The sequence below is a fragment of the Roseibium sp. genome (genome assembly GCF_025698965.1).
Taxonomy (GTDB): domain Bacteria; phylum Pseudomonadota; class Alphaproteobacteria; order Rhizobiales; family Stappiaceae; genus Roseibium.
Genome location: NZ_JAILWL010000005.1, coordinates 1 through 16,552 on the forward strand (window position 1 = coordinate 1; position 16,552 = coordinate 16,552).

General features: G+C 55.9%; 14 protein-coding genes and 1 riboswitch. Of the genes, 7 read left to right on the forward strand and 7 right to left on the reverse strand.

Translation table 11 applies throughout. The features are described 5' to 3' along the window. Positions 1 to 346 precede the first annotated feature (346 nt). Both K5905_RS00880 and K5905_RS00885 read left to right on the forward strand, forming a co-directional pair. Positions 347 to 1,372, forward strand: coding sequence for a threonine/serine dehydratase (locus K5905_RS00880; protein WP_297579070.1), 1,026 nt, complete (start codon positions 347 to 349; stop codon positions 1,370 to 1,372). A 322-nt stretch (positions 1,373 to 1,694) separates the two neighbouring features. Further along, entirely contained in the window at positions 1,695 to 3,029 is a 1,335-nt protein-coding gene (locus tag K5905_RS00885; RefSeq protein ID WP_297579074.1) for a globin-coupled sensor protein, read from the forward strand. 227 nt (positions 3,030 to 3,256) lie between these two features. On the opposite strand, the gene folD is transcribed toward K5905_RS00885, so the two are convergent. Further along, positions 3,257 to 4,138, reverse strand: a complete 882-nt coding sequence (gene folD, locus K5905_RS00890; RefSeq protein WP_297579076.1) for a bifunctional methylenetetrahydrofolate dehydrogenase/methenyltetrahydrofolate cyclohydrolase FolD — start codon at positions 4,136 to 4,138, stop codon at positions 3,257 to 3,259. Positions 4,139 to 4,171: 33 nt separating this feature from the next. After that, positions 4,172 to 4,252, reverse strand: a riboswitch (ZMP/ZTP riboswitch). Between the two features lie 142 nt (positions 4,253 to 4,394). After that, positions 4,395 to 5,546 carry a protein phosphatase CheZ gene (locus K5905_RS00895; RefSeq protein ID WP_297579079.1) on the reverse strand — a complete coding sequence of 384 codons (1,152 nt, stop codon included), beginning with the start codon at positions 5,544 to 5,546 and terminating at the stop codon, positions 4,395 to 4,397. A 120-nt stretch (positions 5,547 to 5,666) separates the two neighbouring features. Between K5905_RS00895 and K5905_RS00900 the strand changes: the two genes are divergently transcribed. Next, positions 5,667 to 6,836, forward strand: a complete 1,170-nt coding sequence (locus K5905_RS00900) for an MFS transporter (RefSeq protein ID WP_297579082.1) — start codon at positions 5,667 to 5,669, stop codon at positions 6,834 to 6,836. A gap of 30 nt (positions 6,837 to 6,866) precedes the next feature. On the opposite strand, the gene dgcA is transcribed toward K5905_RS00900, so the two are convergent. Both dgcA and dgcN read right to left on the reverse strand, forming a co-directional pair. Further along, positions 6,867 to 7,850 (reverse strand): N-acetyl-D-Glu racemase DgcA, encoded by a 984-nt coding sequence (dgcA, locus tag K5905_RS00905; protein ID WP_297579085.1) that lies wholly within the window; start codon positions 7,848 to 7,850, stop codon positions 6,867 to 6,869. Beyond that, the gene (dgcN, locus tag K5905_RS00910; RefSeq protein ID WP_297579087.1) at positions 7,847 to 8,860 is read right to left on the reverse strand and encodes an N-acetyltransferase DgcN; all 1,014 of its coding nucleotides are present in this window, start codon (positions 8,858 to 8,860) and stop codon (positions 7,847 to 7,849) included. Before dgcN ends, dgcA begins: the two co-directional genes overlap by 4 nt. Before the next feature lie 91 nt (positions 8,861 to 8,951). Between dgcN and K5905_RS00915 the strand changes: the two genes are divergently transcribed. From K5905_RS00915 to K5905_RS00930, 4 genes are read left to right on the forward strand one after another with little or no spacing between them, the layout of a single operon-like run. After that, positions 8,952 to 10,100 (forward strand): ABC transporter permease, encoded by a 1,149-nt coding sequence (locus K5905_RS00915; RefSeq protein WP_297579090.1) that lies wholly within the window; start codon positions 8,952 to 8,954, stop codon positions 10,098 to 10,100. Positions 10,101 to 10,108: 8 nt separating this feature from the next. Further along, the gene (locus K5905_RS00920; RefSeq protein ID WP_297579093.1) at positions 10,109 to 10,918 is read left to right on the forward strand and encodes an ABC transporter ATP-binding protein; all 810 of its coding nucleotides are present in this window, start codon (positions 10,109 to 10,111) and stop codon (positions 10,916 to 10,918) included. A 10-nt stretch (positions 10,919 to 10,928) separates the two neighbouring features. Beyond that, positions 10,929 to 12,929 carry an MlaD family protein gene (locus tag K5905_RS00925; protein ID WP_297579096.1) on the forward strand — a complete coding sequence of 667 codons (2,001 nt, stop codon included), beginning with the start codon at positions 10,929 to 10,931 and terminating at the stop codon, positions 12,927 to 12,929. A gap of 29 nt (positions 12,930 to 12,958) precedes the next feature. After that, positions 12,959 to 13,564: an ABC-type transport auxiliary lipoprotein family protein gene (locus K5905_RS00930; RefSeq protein ID WP_297579099.1), complete on the forward strand. Its 606-nt coding sequence runs from the start codon at positions 12,959 to 12,961 to the stop codon at positions 13,562 to 13,564. A 28-nt stretch (positions 13,565 to 13,592) separates the two neighbouring features. Here the strand turns inward: K5905_RS00930 and K5905_RS00935 are convergent, their stop codons facing one another. Genes K5905_RS00935 through K5905_RS00945 form a run of 3 tightly spaced genes read right to left on the reverse strand, consistent with a single transcriptional unit; the run spans position 13,593 to position 16,444 of the window. Further along, positions 13,593 to 14,900 carry a TRAP transporter large permease gene (locus K5905_RS00935; protein WP_297579102.1) on the reverse strand — a complete coding sequence of 436 codons (1,308 nt, stop codon included), beginning with the start codon at positions 14,898 to 14,900 and terminating at the stop codon, positions 13,593 to 13,595. Positions 14,901 to 14,903: 3 nt separating this feature from the next. Then, positions 14,904 to 15,413, reverse strand: a complete 510-nt coding sequence (locus K5905_RS00940) for a TRAP transporter small permease (protein ID WP_297579104.1) — start codon at positions 15,411 to 15,413, stop codon at positions 14,904 to 14,906. Between the two features lie 2 nt (positions 15,414 to 15,415). Continuing rightward, a complete protein-coding gene (locus tag K5905_RS00945; RefSeq protein ID WP_297579107.1) occupies positions 15,416 to 16,444 on the reverse strand; it encodes a TRAP transporter substrate-binding protein in 1,029 nt (342 codons plus the stop codon). Positions 16,445 to 16,552 lie beyond the last annotated feature (108 nt).

Sequence of the window (16,552 nt, forward strand, 5' to 3'; positions counted from 1 at the left end):
CCGCGTGATCATTGTCGGAAGATTGCAATGAACTATACCTGGGCGGCGAGCGCTCGGCAGTTCCTGGACAATTGCATCGAAGCCCGGGACCTCCACAACAGCCAGTTCAGCCGTGCAAAGGCGGCGGAATAATCAGGCTGAGTGGGATACGTGTCCGACTAGGCTCAGGAAACCAACTGGTCTCAGTGGTCGGTTTCCACCAATGCCGGAGTGGCTGCGTCCCTCTTTCCTCTTTCATCTTAGCCTTTGGAACCGGAACCCGATATTTGTTTCCAGGCACATTGAGTTCGAAACGAATTCTGATAAGTCATTGGAACAAAAACAACGCTTCTTCAAAGGTGTACCGATGACAAACGTCGACTCCCGACCGGACCAGAACAAGACGAAATCCTATTCGGGGAAAGTGGTTTCCATCGAGGATGTTGAAGCTGCCGCAACACGCATCCGCGGAGAAGCTGTTCTGACGCCGCTCATCCGTCATCCGGTGCTTGACGAGCGAACGGGCGCACATGTCTTCATAAAGCCGGAGAGCTTGCAGCGCAGTGGCTCGTTCAAGTTTCGCGGCGCCTATAATTGCCTGAAGCAGATCCCGGAGGCAGAACGGGCCAACGGCGTTGTTGCCTGCTCTTCCGGCAACCATGCCCAGGGTGTTGCGGCCAGCGCGCAGCTGTTGGGAATGCCTGCGACCATCGTTATGCCTGCCGATGCACCTGTCATTAAGCTGGAACGCACACGTGGCTATGGTGCGAGGGTCGTGACATATGACCGGGAAAACGAAGACCGGGAAGCAATTGCTGCCCGGCTCTGCGCCGAAACAGACGCTACCTTTGTTCATCCCTTCAATGACCCTGCCGTGATTGCAGGGCAGGGAACTGTCGGGTTGGAGCTGGCTGACCAAGCCGCTCAAAACGGCGTGGTGCTGGATGATGTGCTGGCCTGTACCGGTGGCGGCGGGCTGTCCAGTGGCATTGCTTTGGCGTTGGCGTTCAAGTCCCCGGAGACCGTTTTTCACACGGTCGAACCGGCACTCTTCGACGATTACAAACGGTCGTTGGAAGCTGGAGCACTTCTCTCAAATTCAGCCAAATCTGGATCGATCTGCGATGCATTGCTGTCGGAGACCCCGGGAGAAATTGGCTTCTCCATTCTTCGTCAGCTTGCGGGTGAAGGTGTAACAGTGAGCGATGAAGAGGTTTTGGATGCCGTCGCGTTTGCGTTCACGGAGTTAAAACTTGTTGTCGAGCCGGGTGGAGCTGCTGCGCTTGCGGCTGTTCTTTGCGGCAAATTGCCTCTAAAGGGAAAAAACGTGGGCCTGGTTCTGACGGGTGGCAACATCGATCCGAAGATGTTGTTAAAGGCCCTGTCGCGTTAACTTGGCTTTAGGGGCGTTACCTCTACTGCAAAAACCAGGGAACGAAACTTAGATCTTGAACACTGTCTTGAGTGTTCAGGTGAGTAGTGGCGTCTTGATACTTGGCGGACGAGTGAAACTTCTTCTTCAAGCAAGCAAAATTAAGATACTCCAATTGGATAGGTGTTCCATTGGGAGTTGTTCCGTTACTTCGCTCGCAGACGGGAAGTATCGTTTGTTTGCTTGGTAGAATTACGAAGTGCGGAATTAACGAGTTGTTGATTCCGGTTGTATATCTGCCGCCTTTCAATTGTGGTGCATTTCATTGGAGTATTGGGCTGGAATGCAAAAGAGCAACATCAAAGAGCGACTGGAGTTTTTCCGGTTTTCCGAGGACGACAGGGCTTTGGCTCGGGCGGTGTGGTCGCTGATCGAGCCGGACATGCCGGAAGTTATCCAGGCATTTTATGCGCATGTGAAAACCGTTCCACGCCTGTCGGCACTCATTGGAGACAGTCAGCCGCGACTCGTTGCGGCTCAGCTGGATCACTGGAAAAGCCTTTACAAGGATGGTCCCAGCGAGGCCTATCTGGAACGTTCGGTGCGGATTGGTCTGGCGCACGTGAAAATCGGACTGGAGCCGAGCTGGTATATCGGCGGCTATTCCTTCATCCTGACGCAGTTGACGAACATCTTGCTGAAAAAGCGTTTCATGACGTCGAGCAGGCGGGTGGACGCAATCAACGTCATTACCAAGCTTGTGATGCTGGATATGGACCTTGCGATCTCGACCTACCATGAGAAAATGGTCGCTGACGCCGTCTCTCGAGAAGAAGAGATGAAAGAGGCGATATCTTCTTTCGAAGATGCGCTCGGCAGCGCTGTTGGAGCGCTCGGAACGGCCTCTGAAGAGCTTGAAACGTCTTCTCACAGCATGAGCCAGGAAACCGGTGCCATCGGCGAGCGGATGCTTAACATGGATGCGTCGTCTGCAGAAACCGCGAGCGGTGTCCAGTCGAGTGCTACAGCGACGGAAGAGATGTCTGCGTCTATCACGGAAATAGGCCGTCAAGCCGGACAATCGCGTGAAATGGCAAGACGAGCGGTTGCCGGTGCTCAGAGCACCAATGCATCGGTTACGAAACTCGCCGGATTTGCCGAGCAGGTCGGTTCGGTGATCGGTTTGATTTCCGATATTGCCGGTCAGACAAACCTGCTTGCGCTCAACGCCACAATCGAGGCGGCCCGGGCGGGGGAAATGGGCAAGGGTTTCGCGGTAGTTGCAGCCGAGGTGAAGGAACTGGCAAGTCAGACCACCAAGGCAACTGAAGACATTACCGAACAGATCGCCAGCATTCAGCAGGCAACGCAGGAATCCGTCCAGGATATCGAAGAGATCACCGCGACCATTGGCGACCTCTCCAAAATTGCAACAAGCATTGCTGCTGCTGTGGAGCAGCAGGCGGCTGCTACGGCTGAGATTTCTTCCAATGTCCAGGTTGCAGCCCAAGGGACACAGGCTTTCACCGATGAAATTTCAGCGGTGCGGGTTTCTGTCAAGAGCGTCGAAGGTACCGTCAGCGCGATTGAAAACATGTCCAGTGCACTCAAGGATCAGGCGGCCAGTTTGGGTGAAGAAGCGGATCAGTTTTTCCGCAAGATCGGCGCGAACGCATAAGCCCGGTTCTGTGTAGCAGCAGCGTGGCAGACCGCTCATGAAGTTGTCTGCCATGCTTGTTTCGACCTCGAGCAGATGTCTCTGCTCGATGCAACTGGAGAGGTTCGCAGGGATGCAGGCCGTTACGACCTGTTGGAGTATCAGCGAACTGGTTTCTGAGGGATCAAGACGGATCACCAGTGAGAGACAGCGCTACCCGAGAGATCACCTAAATTTCTGACGAGTTATCAAAGCGCTGGAGCTTCCAGTCCCGAGCGCCGATGCGCCGCCAATAGCGTATTGTGCATCAGCACTGCGATCGTCATTGGCCCCACCCCTCCGGGGACGGGGGTAATCGCCCCTGCAATTTCCCTGACGGCTTGATAGTCCACATCGCCGAGAAGCCGCTTTCGACCGTCAATCACGACTTTTGTTGTGCCGACGTCAATTATTGTCGCCCCGGGCTTGATCCAGTCTTCCTTGACAAATCCGGCCTTGCCAACAGCCGAGACTACGATATCGGCCTGCCGCGCTTTTTGTGCCAGTTGTTCTGTTCTGGAATGTGCGCATGTGACAGTGCAGTTTTCGTTCAACAGAAGCTGAGCCATAGGCTTGCCAACGAGAATTGAACGCCCGATCACGATGGCGTCCATTCCAGCCAACTTGCCGAGGTGATCGCGCAACAGCATCAGACACCCAAGCGGGGTGCAGGACACAAAACCCGGACATCCTGCCAGGAGGCGTCCGGAATTTACCGGGTGCAATCCGTCGACATCTTTGTCAGGATCGATCGCATTGATCACTTCCATTTCATCGAGATGGGCGGGCAGCGGAAGTTGCACCAAAATACCATCAACCCGGTCATCGGCATTCAGAGCCTCAATATGCGTCAGAAGGTCTGATTGGCTTGTGGTTTCGGCAAGCGTGTATACGAAACTCTCCATTCCCAGGTTCTGTGCTTTGCGGTTTTTGCTACGCACATAGATTTCGCTTGCTGGATCAGAGCCGACCAGAACGACGGCCAGTCCGGGCATTCTACCAGTTCGATTTTCAAAAGAGGGGAGAATGGAGGAAATACGGTTGGATAGGTTGTCGGCGTAAGCTTTGCCGTCAATGTCAGTCGCTTGCATCTGGGCGCTCCCTGGGGAAGTTGATTGGATATCTCCAATGGCCCAGGCGAACGGCTCAATCCATGTACGCTTCCCGATGGTGCTCCATCTCAATCGCCAGTCGCGTGCGGAACTATCTGGCGGTTTCTGTACCTGGCGGTCAAGACCCGAACTGCCTGTTATGCGCCAATTCAAAAAGTAAGATGGTTGTGCCTGATCCCCGATAACAAAAAGGCGCTGCCATCGGCAACGCCTTTTGTGCTTTCGATCGGTTCGATCAGTTGAAGAGTGCCTGACGTTCTGCTTCCGAAAGTTGCTGCAGTGGGTCGCTACCTTCTTCTTCCGAAGCTTCTTCGGTCATTTCCCACTCAGCATCCGCATCGGCTTCTTCAGCGACCGTTTCGGCTTCGCTGTCGAACAGTTTTTCGATTGCGGCTTCGTCGAGCGTGGCGTCAAGGTTGGCAGCCGCAATTTGGTCATCGTCGTCAGAGGTGGCATGGACCTCTTCTTCAAGCGGGGATGCTGCGAACATATCGTCGATTGCAGCGGCGTCCATAGGTTCGTCGCCACCAGCCATGATCGCATCTATGTCGGCGTCGCTCGCCATGATGGCGTCAACGTCCGCGTCATTGTCGACCTCTGCGACTGTCACCGGTGGTTCGACCGCAGCGTCAGCGTTGGTTTCTTCCATTGCTGCATTGAACACGTCGTCACTGACAGACATCAGCTCATCGACACTGTTCTGGCATACACCTCCGCCTTCGAGCTGCGGGCCGTTCAGGAGGTGGGCATCCGGTCGGCTGTCGACGGGACCTGCCTCATCATCAGCATCCAGCTCCTCAATGCCCCAGATGTTGATCATCAGGTTGATGCGGCTTTCGAGATAGCGCAGGACCTGGACAACCTTGTTGGTGCGCTGGCCCGTCAGATCCTGGAAGGAGCAGGCCATGAAGATTTCCGTCGCCTTGGCATCGATGTCATCACAGGCGGCATCATCGGCACCGTTTTCCCGCAAAACCCAGGCTTTTTCCTGGATCTGCTCGGCCGCTTCAAGAATGGACTGGGTCGCCCCTTCGGTCTGCGTCACGATGGCGTCAAGCTCATGCGAGGCATCCATAAAGCGATTGCTTTCGTCTTCCTCGGCCTTGATGTTGGCGATTTCGGCTTTTGTCCGTTCGATCGCCTCGTGCATATCGGCAATGTCGAGACGGATCTTGTCGAGGTCCGGGACTTTGCGCTGCCGTGTCACGACTTTTTCCAGCCGCTGGATCGCGGTCAGGATTTCCGTTGTTTCCGGAGTGTGGTGACGATTGAGGAATTCCTTCAGGAACCGACGCCCGCGGTCGGATTCCATCAGGGTTTGTTCAAGAGTCTGATATTCGGCTTCGCCGATCAGCCCTGGCTCTTCCTGTAATGCTTCCGCTTTCATATGGCCGCGAATCTCAACTTGCCTAAGGGTCGTTTGTTGCCGTAACACGGACAACTTCGCCTCAAAGGTAAGGTGAAAATCGTTAACATTCCTTGAGGCCCAAACCTTGACAATATTTCCATGATCAAAACCACCTCCAGCATCGGAACTCGGGTGTCCGCATTGTTTGCGGTTCACTTTTTTGGTTTTGGCCTCTTTCTGCCGTTTTTTCCGGTGGTTCTGGAGGGACGGGGACTGAGTGCAGCGGAAATCGGCTTTATTCTGGGTGCGGGCACGATTGCCCGAATTGCGGCAAGCCCGATTCTTTCCAATGTTGCGGACCGGACAGGCCAGAGGCGATTGCTGATCCTCGTCTATTCGCTGATCGGCGCAGCGTTCATTGCATTCTTTTCTGTTCCAGGTGGTCTCGCAGTCGTGTCGGTGTCCGTCATTGGCTACATGATCATCAAGGCTCCAGTCTTGCCGCTCAGCGATGCCTATGCATTGGATGTCGCGCGCAATGAAGGTGCTGACTATGCCCGCATGCGATTATGGGGGTCAGCCGGATTTGTTGCGGCCAATCTGGTCGGAGGAGCCTTTGCCGCGGCCACTTCGTCCTGGCTGATCCTGGTTCTGATTGCCTTGGCGGCTGTCTTGACGGGCGTGGTTGCGATGTCCTTGCCACGACAGCAACGAGATGACCGGCACACCGATACTTCAGCAGCCGAATCGGAAGCGCCGTTCAAACATGTCTGGTTCTGGCCTGTTCTTGGCGTGCTGGGACTGTTTCAGGCAACGCATGCGGCGTTTTACGGCTTTGGCACGATCTACTGGCAGGCGATGGATGTGCCGGACTTTGCTATCGGTGTCCTCTGGGCAACGGGGGTCGTAGCAGAAATCGCCCTTTTCACAATCGCCGGTAAGTTGGCCCTGCGGTTTGATCCGCCGGTATTTCTGGTCGTTGCCGGTCTGGCCGCGATAGTGCGTTGGGGGCTGTTTCCCTTTGCCGACACATTGGGCTCGATGGCCGCGCTTCAGCTTCTGCATGGTCTGACTTTCGGCGCGTCGCATCTTGGCGCAGTTGCTATTCTGGCCAAGGTCGTTCCGAGCCGTTGGGCCGGGACAGGTCAGGGCCTTCTGGCAACCTCCATCGGCATCCAGATGGCAATCGGCCTCAGCGTTTCCGGCGAACTTTTCGATGCCAATCCCGACGCGCCGTTCTATGTCATGGCAGCTGCATCGGTAGTCGGCGTTGTTGCAATGCTTGTGCTGACGCCACTTGTGCGCCGGCGCATGGCAGAGGCAGTTTGAGAAAACACCGCCTCTAACGCATAAGCGGTCTTAGCCCCAGAGCGCAGGGACCGGCGGATAAAGCACACTGCCTTCAAATATCAATCCCGGTGACCGATCTTCAGAAAGCAGCAACGGCCCGTCGAGATCCACGAAATCCGCGTGCTGTGCCACCAGGACAGCAGGGGCCATCGCGAGGGAGGTTCCGAGCATGCAACCGATCATGATCTTGAAGTCGGCAGCCCTGGCTTCCTCGAAGAGTTTCAAGGCTTCGGTCAGACCACCGGCCTTGTCGAGCTTGATATTGACGGCGTCGTACTTCTCCCGCAGCCCATCGAGGCTTTTGCCCGGGTGAAGACTTTCGTCGGCGCAAATCGTGACGGATCGTTCGATTTCGGCAAGAAGACCATCTGCCTTTGAAGGCAGGGGTTGTTCAATCAGGGCAACGCCTGCCGCCTGACACGCAGCCATGTTTTTTTCAAAGCAGCTGTCATCCCAGGCTTCATTTGCATCAACCACAAGTGTGCTGTCAGGGGCGGCATGGCGAACCGCTGAAATCCGCTCGTCATCGCCTGGACCCGCCAGTTTGACCTTCAGAAGCGGCCGATGTGCCGCCGCACGGGTCTTTTCGGCCATCGTTTCCGGGGTGCCGACACTTATGGTGAAGGCAGTGGTTACCGGCTTCAATTCACCGATGCCGGCAAGTTCAGATGCGCTTTTTCCTGTTTGTTTGGCTTCCAGATCCCAGAGAGCGCAGTCAACCGCGTTGCGGGCAGCACCTGCCGGCATTGCCTCAAGCAATGCCACCCGGGACAGTCCTTCTTTCAAAAGCGGTGTGATTTCCTCGATCTGGGTCTGCACGCTTTCGAGCGATTCACCGTAGCGTGGATAAGGAACGCACTCGCCGCGCCCGAAATGCATTCCATCGTTTAGGGAAACCACAACGACTTGCGCATGCGTGCGTGAACCACGGGAGATCGTGAAGCCGCCAGCGATCTCGAATCGTTCAGCGGTAATTTCGACGGCAAGACTCATGGTGTTCCAAACTCCGCGGATACCTTGTCCACAATCGCTTCCATTCCGTATCGTACCGGATCGGTTGCCGGCAGGCCGTGCTTTTCACCAACCTTTGCCAGATAAGCGAGTGCTTCGTCGTCATCGAGTGCGGTCGTGTTAACAGCGATACCGACACAGCGGATGTCCGGATTGGTCAATTGGCCACACTGAATGGTCATGTCGATAACTTGTTGGATCGTCGGCAGCGGTGTTTCCACTCCGCGCATCGTCGTTCGGGTCGGTTCATGACAGACAATGAAGCCGTCCGGCTGGGAGCCGTGCAGCAGTCCAAGCGTCACACCGGCAAACGAGGGGTGGAACAGGGAACCCTGACCTTCGACAATTTGCCAGTGATCTTCGTCAGTTGCCGGAGACAGCCATTCGGCGGCACCTGAAATGAAGTCGGCAACAACCGCGTCAAGCGCAACCCCACGACCGGAAATGAAAACGCCGGTCTGGCCGGTTGCGCAGAAGGAACTCTTGTAACCGCGCTCATTCATGGCCTTGTCCATGGCAAGGGCTGTATATTTCTTGCCGACCGAACAATCGGTTCCTACGGCGAGAATACGTTTTCCCGGACGTTTGGTGCCTTTGCCGGTGGCAAAACTCATGGAGTTGTGGCGAACGTCATGCAGCTGACAGCCGTGTTTTTCGGCTGCTTGCCTGATTTCGGGAAAATCGCTCAATCTGACATGGAGACCTGAGGCAACGTCGAGACCTGCTTCCAGCGCTTCGACGATCGAGGCGATCCAGTGGTCGGGAAGCCGGCCGCCGGCATTCACCGCGCCTATGATCAGCGTTCTTGCCCCGGCCGATGCTCCTTCAGGGATGGTCATATCGGAAAGCCCGGTATCGGCGACACAACCGGGAAGGCGAACCTGACCGATACACCAGTCTCTGCGCCAGTCCACGATGCCGATTGCGGTTTTTGCCGCCAGGGTATCGGGGACATCACCAAGGAACAAAAGATAGGGACGCGCAATTTCCATGGACAAAGCTTTCAAGTGGCTGCTGGACGTTAAACTTGTCCATCAGGTATACGAGGGTTGTAGAACAAGCGGCAAGAGGCAACTCTCCTGAATGGCATTCTTGGAAAAAAACATTGCGCCAGAGATGCAACTGGAGGCGGATGGGTCCGATCATCAGTTCCTTGCGCTCTCGGGAGACTGGACCGTCAGCACCATCGGGGATGCGGAAACCGAGCTCGGCAAACTGGATCTTGCCAAGGACAGGCTGACCTGCATCGACGTTTCAAAGATCGAACATCTGGACACAAGTGGCGCGTGGCTCATCCACCGCACACGAGGTCGCCTTGAGTTTTCAGGTCGAAAGGTCGGTCTGACTGGTGTATCGCCCGTGCGCCAGATGCTGTTCGACGAGATCGAACAGCACCATCCGCCAAGCTACAAGCCGGAACGAAACGGATTTTCGATCGCCGGTTTCCTGGAGGCGACCGGCCGGCAGATGGTGGACGTTTACAAAGACGGCCTGGCGATGCTGCATATTCTCGGCTCGCTGGGGCTTGTCATGTCCACGGTGCTGCTGCAACCAAAGCGTCTGCGCAGTATTTCGATCGCCGTGCAGTTCGACAAGAGTTGCATCGGAGCTGTGCCGATCGTCGCTCTGATGAGTTTCCTGATCGGCGCAATCATTTCCCAGCAAGGCGGCTTTTATCTCAAGCAGTTTGGCGCCGACATCTTTGTTGTCGACCTTGCCGGTATTCTGGTCCTGCGGGAAATCGGGGTGATTCTGACGGCGATCATGGTCGCCGGTCGATCCGGGTCGGCCTTCACGGCGGAACTCGGATCCATGCGCATGCAGGAAGAGATAGACGCATTGCATGTGATCGGTCTGAGCGTGACGGAAGTCCTTGTGCTTCCGCGTATTTTAGCGCTCATGATCGCGTTGCCGATCCTCACGTTTATCGCGGATATTGCGGCTCTTTTCGGGTCTGGTCTGATTACCTGGGCATATCTGGATATTCCACCGGCTGCCTTTCTGACACAGCTTCAGGCTGCCATTACGATGGAAACGCTGGTTGTCGGGCTTGTAAAGGCACCATTCATGGCCCTGATCGTGGGATTGATCGCCTGCGTGGAAGGGTTGAAAGTGGAAGGGTCGTCCGAATCTCTCGGCCGTCACACCACCATGTCCGTCGTGAAGGCGATCTTCCTGGTGATTGTCGTGGACGGTATTTTCGCGGTGTTTTTTGCCGCCATCGGAGTGTGATCTTCTTTATGGCATTGACCGAAACCCAAGACATTGCAGATCACGCCGCTTCAACGGCCGACGGTTCGGAAAACGTGCTTTCGGTGCGCGATGTCACGGTCGGGTTCGGCAGCAAAATCATCCTTCAGGATCTCAGCCTGGATGTGCGCCGTGGAGAAGTTCTCGGGTTTGTCGGTGGGTCCGGTACCGGTAAATCGGTGTTGATGCGCACGATTCTCGGGCTGACACCCAAACGATCCGGGTCGATTTCGGTTTTCGGACATGATTTGTCGACCGCCAACGCCCAGGAGCGCAAGGCGATCGAACGCCGTTGGGGTGTCCTGTTTCAGCAAGGTGCCTTGTTTTCTTCGCTGACGGTCAAGCAGAATATTCAGGTGCCGATGCGCGAGTACCTGAATCTGTCGCCCGAGCTGATGGATGAGCTGGCGACATTGAAGCTTGAACTGGTGGGCCTACCTCAGGATGCTGCGGACAAACTGCCTGCGGAACTCTCCGGCGGCATGGTCAAGCGAGCGAGCCTGGCGCGCGCACTTGCACTGGACCCGGATTTGGTGTTTCTGGACGAGCCGACCTCAGGGCTCGACCCGATCGGGGCGGCAGCCTTTGATTCGCTGATTGCAAATCTCAGTTCGACCCTTGGATTGACCGTCTATATGGTCACACATGATCTCGATAGCCTGCATTCTATCTGCGATCGCATTGCAGTTCTTGGGAATAAGCGTGTTCTGGCCATCGGAACACTGGATGAAATGATGAAAAACGACGATCCCTGGATTAAATCTTATTTCAGGGGTGAACGGGCAATGCGCCGAGTATAGGTTGGACTGAATGGAAACCCGCGCGAATTACATTCTGATCGGTGCTTTCATGGTAGCCATCCTGATCGGCGCTTTCGGCTTCGTGTACTGGCTCGCCGTGACAGCTGAATCCCGTCAGAATGTGCCGCTCAAGATCGTCTATCCCGGACCGGTGACAGGACTTCCCGTCGGTGGCCAGGTGCTGTTCAACGGTATCAAGGTCGGCGATGTCAAATCGCTGGATTTTGCGCCGGACGACCCGACCAAGGTTGTGGCAACGGTCGGCATCAAGCCAAGCACTCCCTTGCGCAAAGATACCAAGGCCACTTTGAATTTCACTGGTCTGACGGGCGTTGCCTATGTTGATCTGAGCGGAGGCACCTCTTCGTCGCCGTTGCTGCTTAGCGCAGATAGCGAAAATGGCGCAGTTCCTGTCATTTATGCGGAGCGGTCGTTTTTCGACGACATTGTCGACGGGGCGCGAGATGTATTGAAACGTGCGGATTCGACGATGAAAACCATTGATGATCTGCTCAAGGACAATGGGCCGGTCATTACCAAGACACTTGGCAACGTCGAGACATTTTCCGCTGCTCTGGCGGCGAACTCCGATGGGGTGAAGGACTTCATGGCCAGCATCGGCAAGGCATCGGAGGCTTTTTCCAGCCTGTCCGGTCGTCTTGAAAAGCTGGTTGATCAAGGGGAACGGCTTCTGGCCGCAGTCCCGTCAGACAAGGTCACTGCAATCGTCGATGACCTGCAGAAATTTTCCGCCAGCCTGGGAGATGCGAGCAACGACATCGATCTTCTGATGTCGGATGCCCAGAATGCAGCGAAGGAACTCGAAGACTTCACCAAACGGCTGAATGACGGTCTCGGACATGTTCAGAACATTGTCAAAGCTGTGAAGCCAGAAGACGTTGAAGAAGTCATGAAGGGAGCGTCGGCTCTGGGTGAGGTTCTTCAGAAACGTTCGGGCGACATTGAAAAACTGATTACCGCAACCAGCGAAACCATGCAGAACGTCAATGACATTGTCGAAACGGTTCAGCAGCGCGAAGGTGCAATCTCCGACATTCTGGATGGCAGTCGGGAAGTGGTGTTAAAAGTCGATGCCATCATGAGCCGTGGTGTCGAAATTGCCGCGGCCATTGATCCGTTGCAGATCGAACAGGTTGTTGCCTCCGTCGACAGTTTCACAGCCGGTCTTAACGTGTCTCTTCTGCGCGTCGATGAATTCCTGGCAAGCGTTGATCCGCAGCGTGTCGGCAGTGCGGTAGACGGTGTCGCCGATATCATCGACAATCTGAACAATCAGCAGGGCGAGATCAACGAGATCATCGCCTCAACCAAATCGACGGTTCAGAATTTCGAAGCGGTGTCGGCGACCGTTCGTGGACAGGATGACCGGATTGCGGCCCTGATCACGGATGTTCAGGCCGCAGCAGAGCGCTTTGCTGAAACGCTGCAGACGGCGGATGATCTGTTGAAGGCCGTCGATCCTGAAAAAGTCGCCAACATTGTCGGATCTGTCGAAACCGCGGCATCCGGTCTTGCCGATCAGCAGGACGGTATTCCGGCGATCCTTCAGAGTGCGCGCCAGGCTGCCGACAATGTTCAGGAGATGACGGACAATCTTTCCAAACGGACACCGGATGTTGACCAGATCATAACCGATGCCAAGCAGATGACGGCAACGTTGAACGCAACCTCTGTACGTGTCGAAAGCCTGGTCGAAAAAGTGTCGACCATGGTGGATGGCGACGGCGAAGGCCTGATCAAGGAAGCAACGCTTGCCGCACAGGCGATCCGGAAGGTGGCGGTGGCCTTCGAGAGCCGTGCAGATTCCATTGCCGGAGGGCTGTCCAAATTCGCAACGCAAGGATCGGCCGACCTGACGGCGAGCCTGGCCCAGTTCAACCGGACGCTTATCTCGATCCAGCGCGCGGTCGAAAGCTTTGAACGCAGCCCGAATCGGGTGATCTTCGGCGGTGAAGATGTACCGACTTATTCCGGCGGACGGCGGCGGTGATTGAAATGAGTTGTTGGGGGTAGGGGCGAATGACGAAGGCAACCACAGGCATGACCCGCAGGGGCGTCTTGAGCGCTCTCGGGCTTGGCGTGATGGTCTCCGCTTGCACCAGTGCGACACCCTCGGCCTATTACAGCCTGGGGGCTGCGGATGTCGGTGGCCTGCAGGGTCGATCCAGCCGGGTTCAGGTCCTTGTTGCACCACCGCGCGCTCTCAAGGCACTCGACACAAGCTATATTGCGGTCGTCGACCGTGGACCGGTCTACAGCTACTTCCCCAAATCGGCCTGGGCCGACACACTTCCGAATGTTGTTCAGGCGAAACTTCAGGAAACGTTGCAGAACACAGGACGCTTGCGTGGTGTCGGTTTGCCGGGTGATGGGCTTTTGATCGACTACCAGCTTCAGACCGAAATCCGCGCGTTTGAACTTCAGGTCGGGGGTGCCAGTCGCGGTGTCGTCGAGATTTCCGCAAGGGTTGTCAACGACCGCAATGGCCGCACCGTCGCGACCAAGGTGTTCCGGGCCGAAACACCTGCGGGCAGCACATCTGTCGAGAAGGCTGTTGAGGCGATGAACGCTTCAGCCGACCGTGTTTTTGCGGAAATGGCCGCGTGGACGATCCAGAACGTTTGAGGCGTTCCGGACCTATCCTGGCATTTAATCAGATCAACATCAGTGACAGCGCCGGAACTGCGATCAGCAGGGCCAGCCTGAGGATGTCTGCCACCCAGAAGGGGACAATGCCGGCGAACATGGTTCTGAGAGGCACGTCGGTCAGAACCGAGCGCAGAACGAAGACATTCAGGCCGATCGGTGGGGAGATCAGGCTGATCTCGGTCACCACCACCACCACGATCCCGAACCAGATCAGAACCATTTCCGGATCGCTCAGGATGCCGGTGCCGAAATCAAGAGACGTCACAAGCGGAAAGAACACCGGAACGGTGAGTAGGATCATGGAGAGGCTTTCAAGCACTGCACCCAGCAGCACGTAAATCAGCACCAGAACCAGCATCACCACATACGCATTTACATCCAGCGACTGAACAAAGTTCAGAAGAGCATCAGGCACCCCGGCATAGCTGATGAAGTTGGAAAAGACTTCAGCGCCGATGATGATGGCAAAGATCATCGCTGTCGTGCGGGCGCAGTTGAGCCCGGCTGTAAACAGTTTCTTGAAAGTCAGACCGCCGGATGCGAATGCGATTACAAGGGCGGTCGCCGCGCCGATCCCGGCTGCCTCGGTCGGCGTGAAGAAGCCGCCATAGATACCGACCATGATCACGGCGAAAAGACCGACAACCGACAGAACGCCCCACAGGTCCTTTCTTTCCAAAGGAATGTCTTCATGATCCGTAGGGGCAAGGGATGGTTTGAAAAGGACCGTAACGTAAACGGCTGCAAGATAGAACAGGACCCCGAGCAGACCGGGAATGATGCCGGCAATGAACAGTTTGCCGATATCTGCTTCGGTCAGAAGGCCATAGATGATCAATATGACGCTCGGCGGGATCAGAATGCCCAGGGTACCGCCGGCGGCGATCGAACCGGTTGCCAGACTGTCCGCGTAACCGGCCTTGCGCATCGACGGCATGGCCACCTTGGACATGGTTGCGGCTGTTGCCAGCGACGAGCCGCAGACCGCGGAAAACCCGCCACAGGCGACGATTGAAGCCATGGCAAGACCGCCCGGCAGGCGATGCAGCATGCGATGCGCAGTGCTGAAAAGCGACTGACTGACACCAGAGATTGTCAGGAGATTACCCATCAGGATGAATAGCGGAATAACCGACAGGGTGAAGGACAAGCCGGTGTCGAATGCAGCATTGCCAAGCAGGTTCAACGCGGCGTTCCAGTTGCGCAAAGCCGCAAAGCCGGCAGTTCCGACTATAATCATTGCGACAGCGATGGGGACGCGCAGCAACACCAGGGCGAACAGCGCAACAAAACCAATCAGAGCTTCCAGCACGCGTCAGGCCTTATTTTGGAAACGTTTAAGGGACCAGAAAATGGCCGTGATGGCCGAGATCGAAAAAGAGGCGGCTCCGAGCCATCCGATCAGATAAAGCGGAATTTCGAGTGAGTCCGTTACCTGCTCGCGCCGCTGCAGCTTGTCGGCATGCTCCAGCAGTTCAATCGCAATGATCGCAAAGACCGCAACGGTGGTGATCCCGGCAAGTGCTGTTCCGATCCGCTTCAGAAAATGGCTTTTAAGACCATCCAGAAGCTCAACTTCGATATGTTCGCCTGCCGCCGTGGTCAGCGGGAGCGCCAGGAAAATAAGAGATGCCAGCAACAGCTGCGTGAGTTCATAGGCACCGCTGACCGGGCTGTTGAAGACATATCTGGCAATAACATCCACACATGTCAGGCCGATCATCGCAGACATTACCAGGAGACAGGCAAGACCCAGTAGAAAAGTGGCTCCGCGCCGGATCTTTGCGATCCGGCCCGAAGCTGGTTTTGAGGGGACAGGTGTCATGATCAGTTTGAAACGCCGGTCTGGGTCCGCATTTCGCTCAGCGCCGCTGCACCGTCGAACCCTGTCTCCTTGACCGCATCGGCCCAGGTGCCTTCGTGTTTGGCTGCAAGTTCCTTGATTTTCGCAAGGACGGGCTCGGGAGCGTCATAAACCTCGACTTCCTTGTCGGCGATGTAATCTGCGCCGCGCGTATCGGCCGCGTCCCAGACACCGCCTGCCAGTTCTGCCAGGGCTGCGCCGGAGACTTTTTCAATGGCCGCCTGATCTTCCGCGGACAGGCCATCCCAGATGTCTTCGTTCATGACCATGAACCAGGACGTGTTGTAGATGCCGCCGGGGACTTTCATGGAGTATTTGACATAGTCCGTGAGCTTGAACGCCTGCAGGGCTTCCATCGGGAAGGTGACCCCGTCAATAACGCCGCGGGACAGCTTTTCGTAGACTTCGCCCGGTCCCATGAACTGGGTGGTGATGCCAAGATCTTGTGACAGGTCGGCGATGTAGCCGCCAGGCGTCCGGATTTTCAGGCCCGAGACATCTTCCGGGTTTTCGATCTTGCGCTGGTTGTTGTGGAACATGCCCGGTCCATGGATCCAGAGGCCGAGAAGCTTGGTCCCTTCGTGTTCGCCTTGAGCATCCAGTTTACCACCGTAGACGTCCCAGTAGGCTTTGGATCCGTCGGTTGCGTTGTCTGCAATGAAAGAGAACTGGCCGATGCGCGAACGCAGGAAACGGTCATCCTTGGTAAAGGAATGCAGTCCGTAGGTGATGTCTGCAACACCGTCTGCTGCCAAATCATAGTGAGCCGGCGGCGGGCCGAGCGGTTTTGGCAGTATGCGCACGGTCACGCGGCCTTCGGTGGCTTCCTCAACCTGATCTGCCCAGGGCTGCATGACGCCGGTCACGATCGGGTGTTTCGGCGGAAGCCAGGATGACAACACCAGCTCTTCTGATGAAGCACCGGCGATCATGGTGGTCAAGGCGGTGGCAGTCAGCCCTGCCAGAATAGAAATAGACTTGATCGGTTTCACAGTTTTCTCCTCCCATATGCCGTCTGAAAGCGGAGCATTGACTGCACAATCACGATTTCAGAACATATTTCACGAAAATAGTTGCAAATGAAACTAAGTCAATCTTAA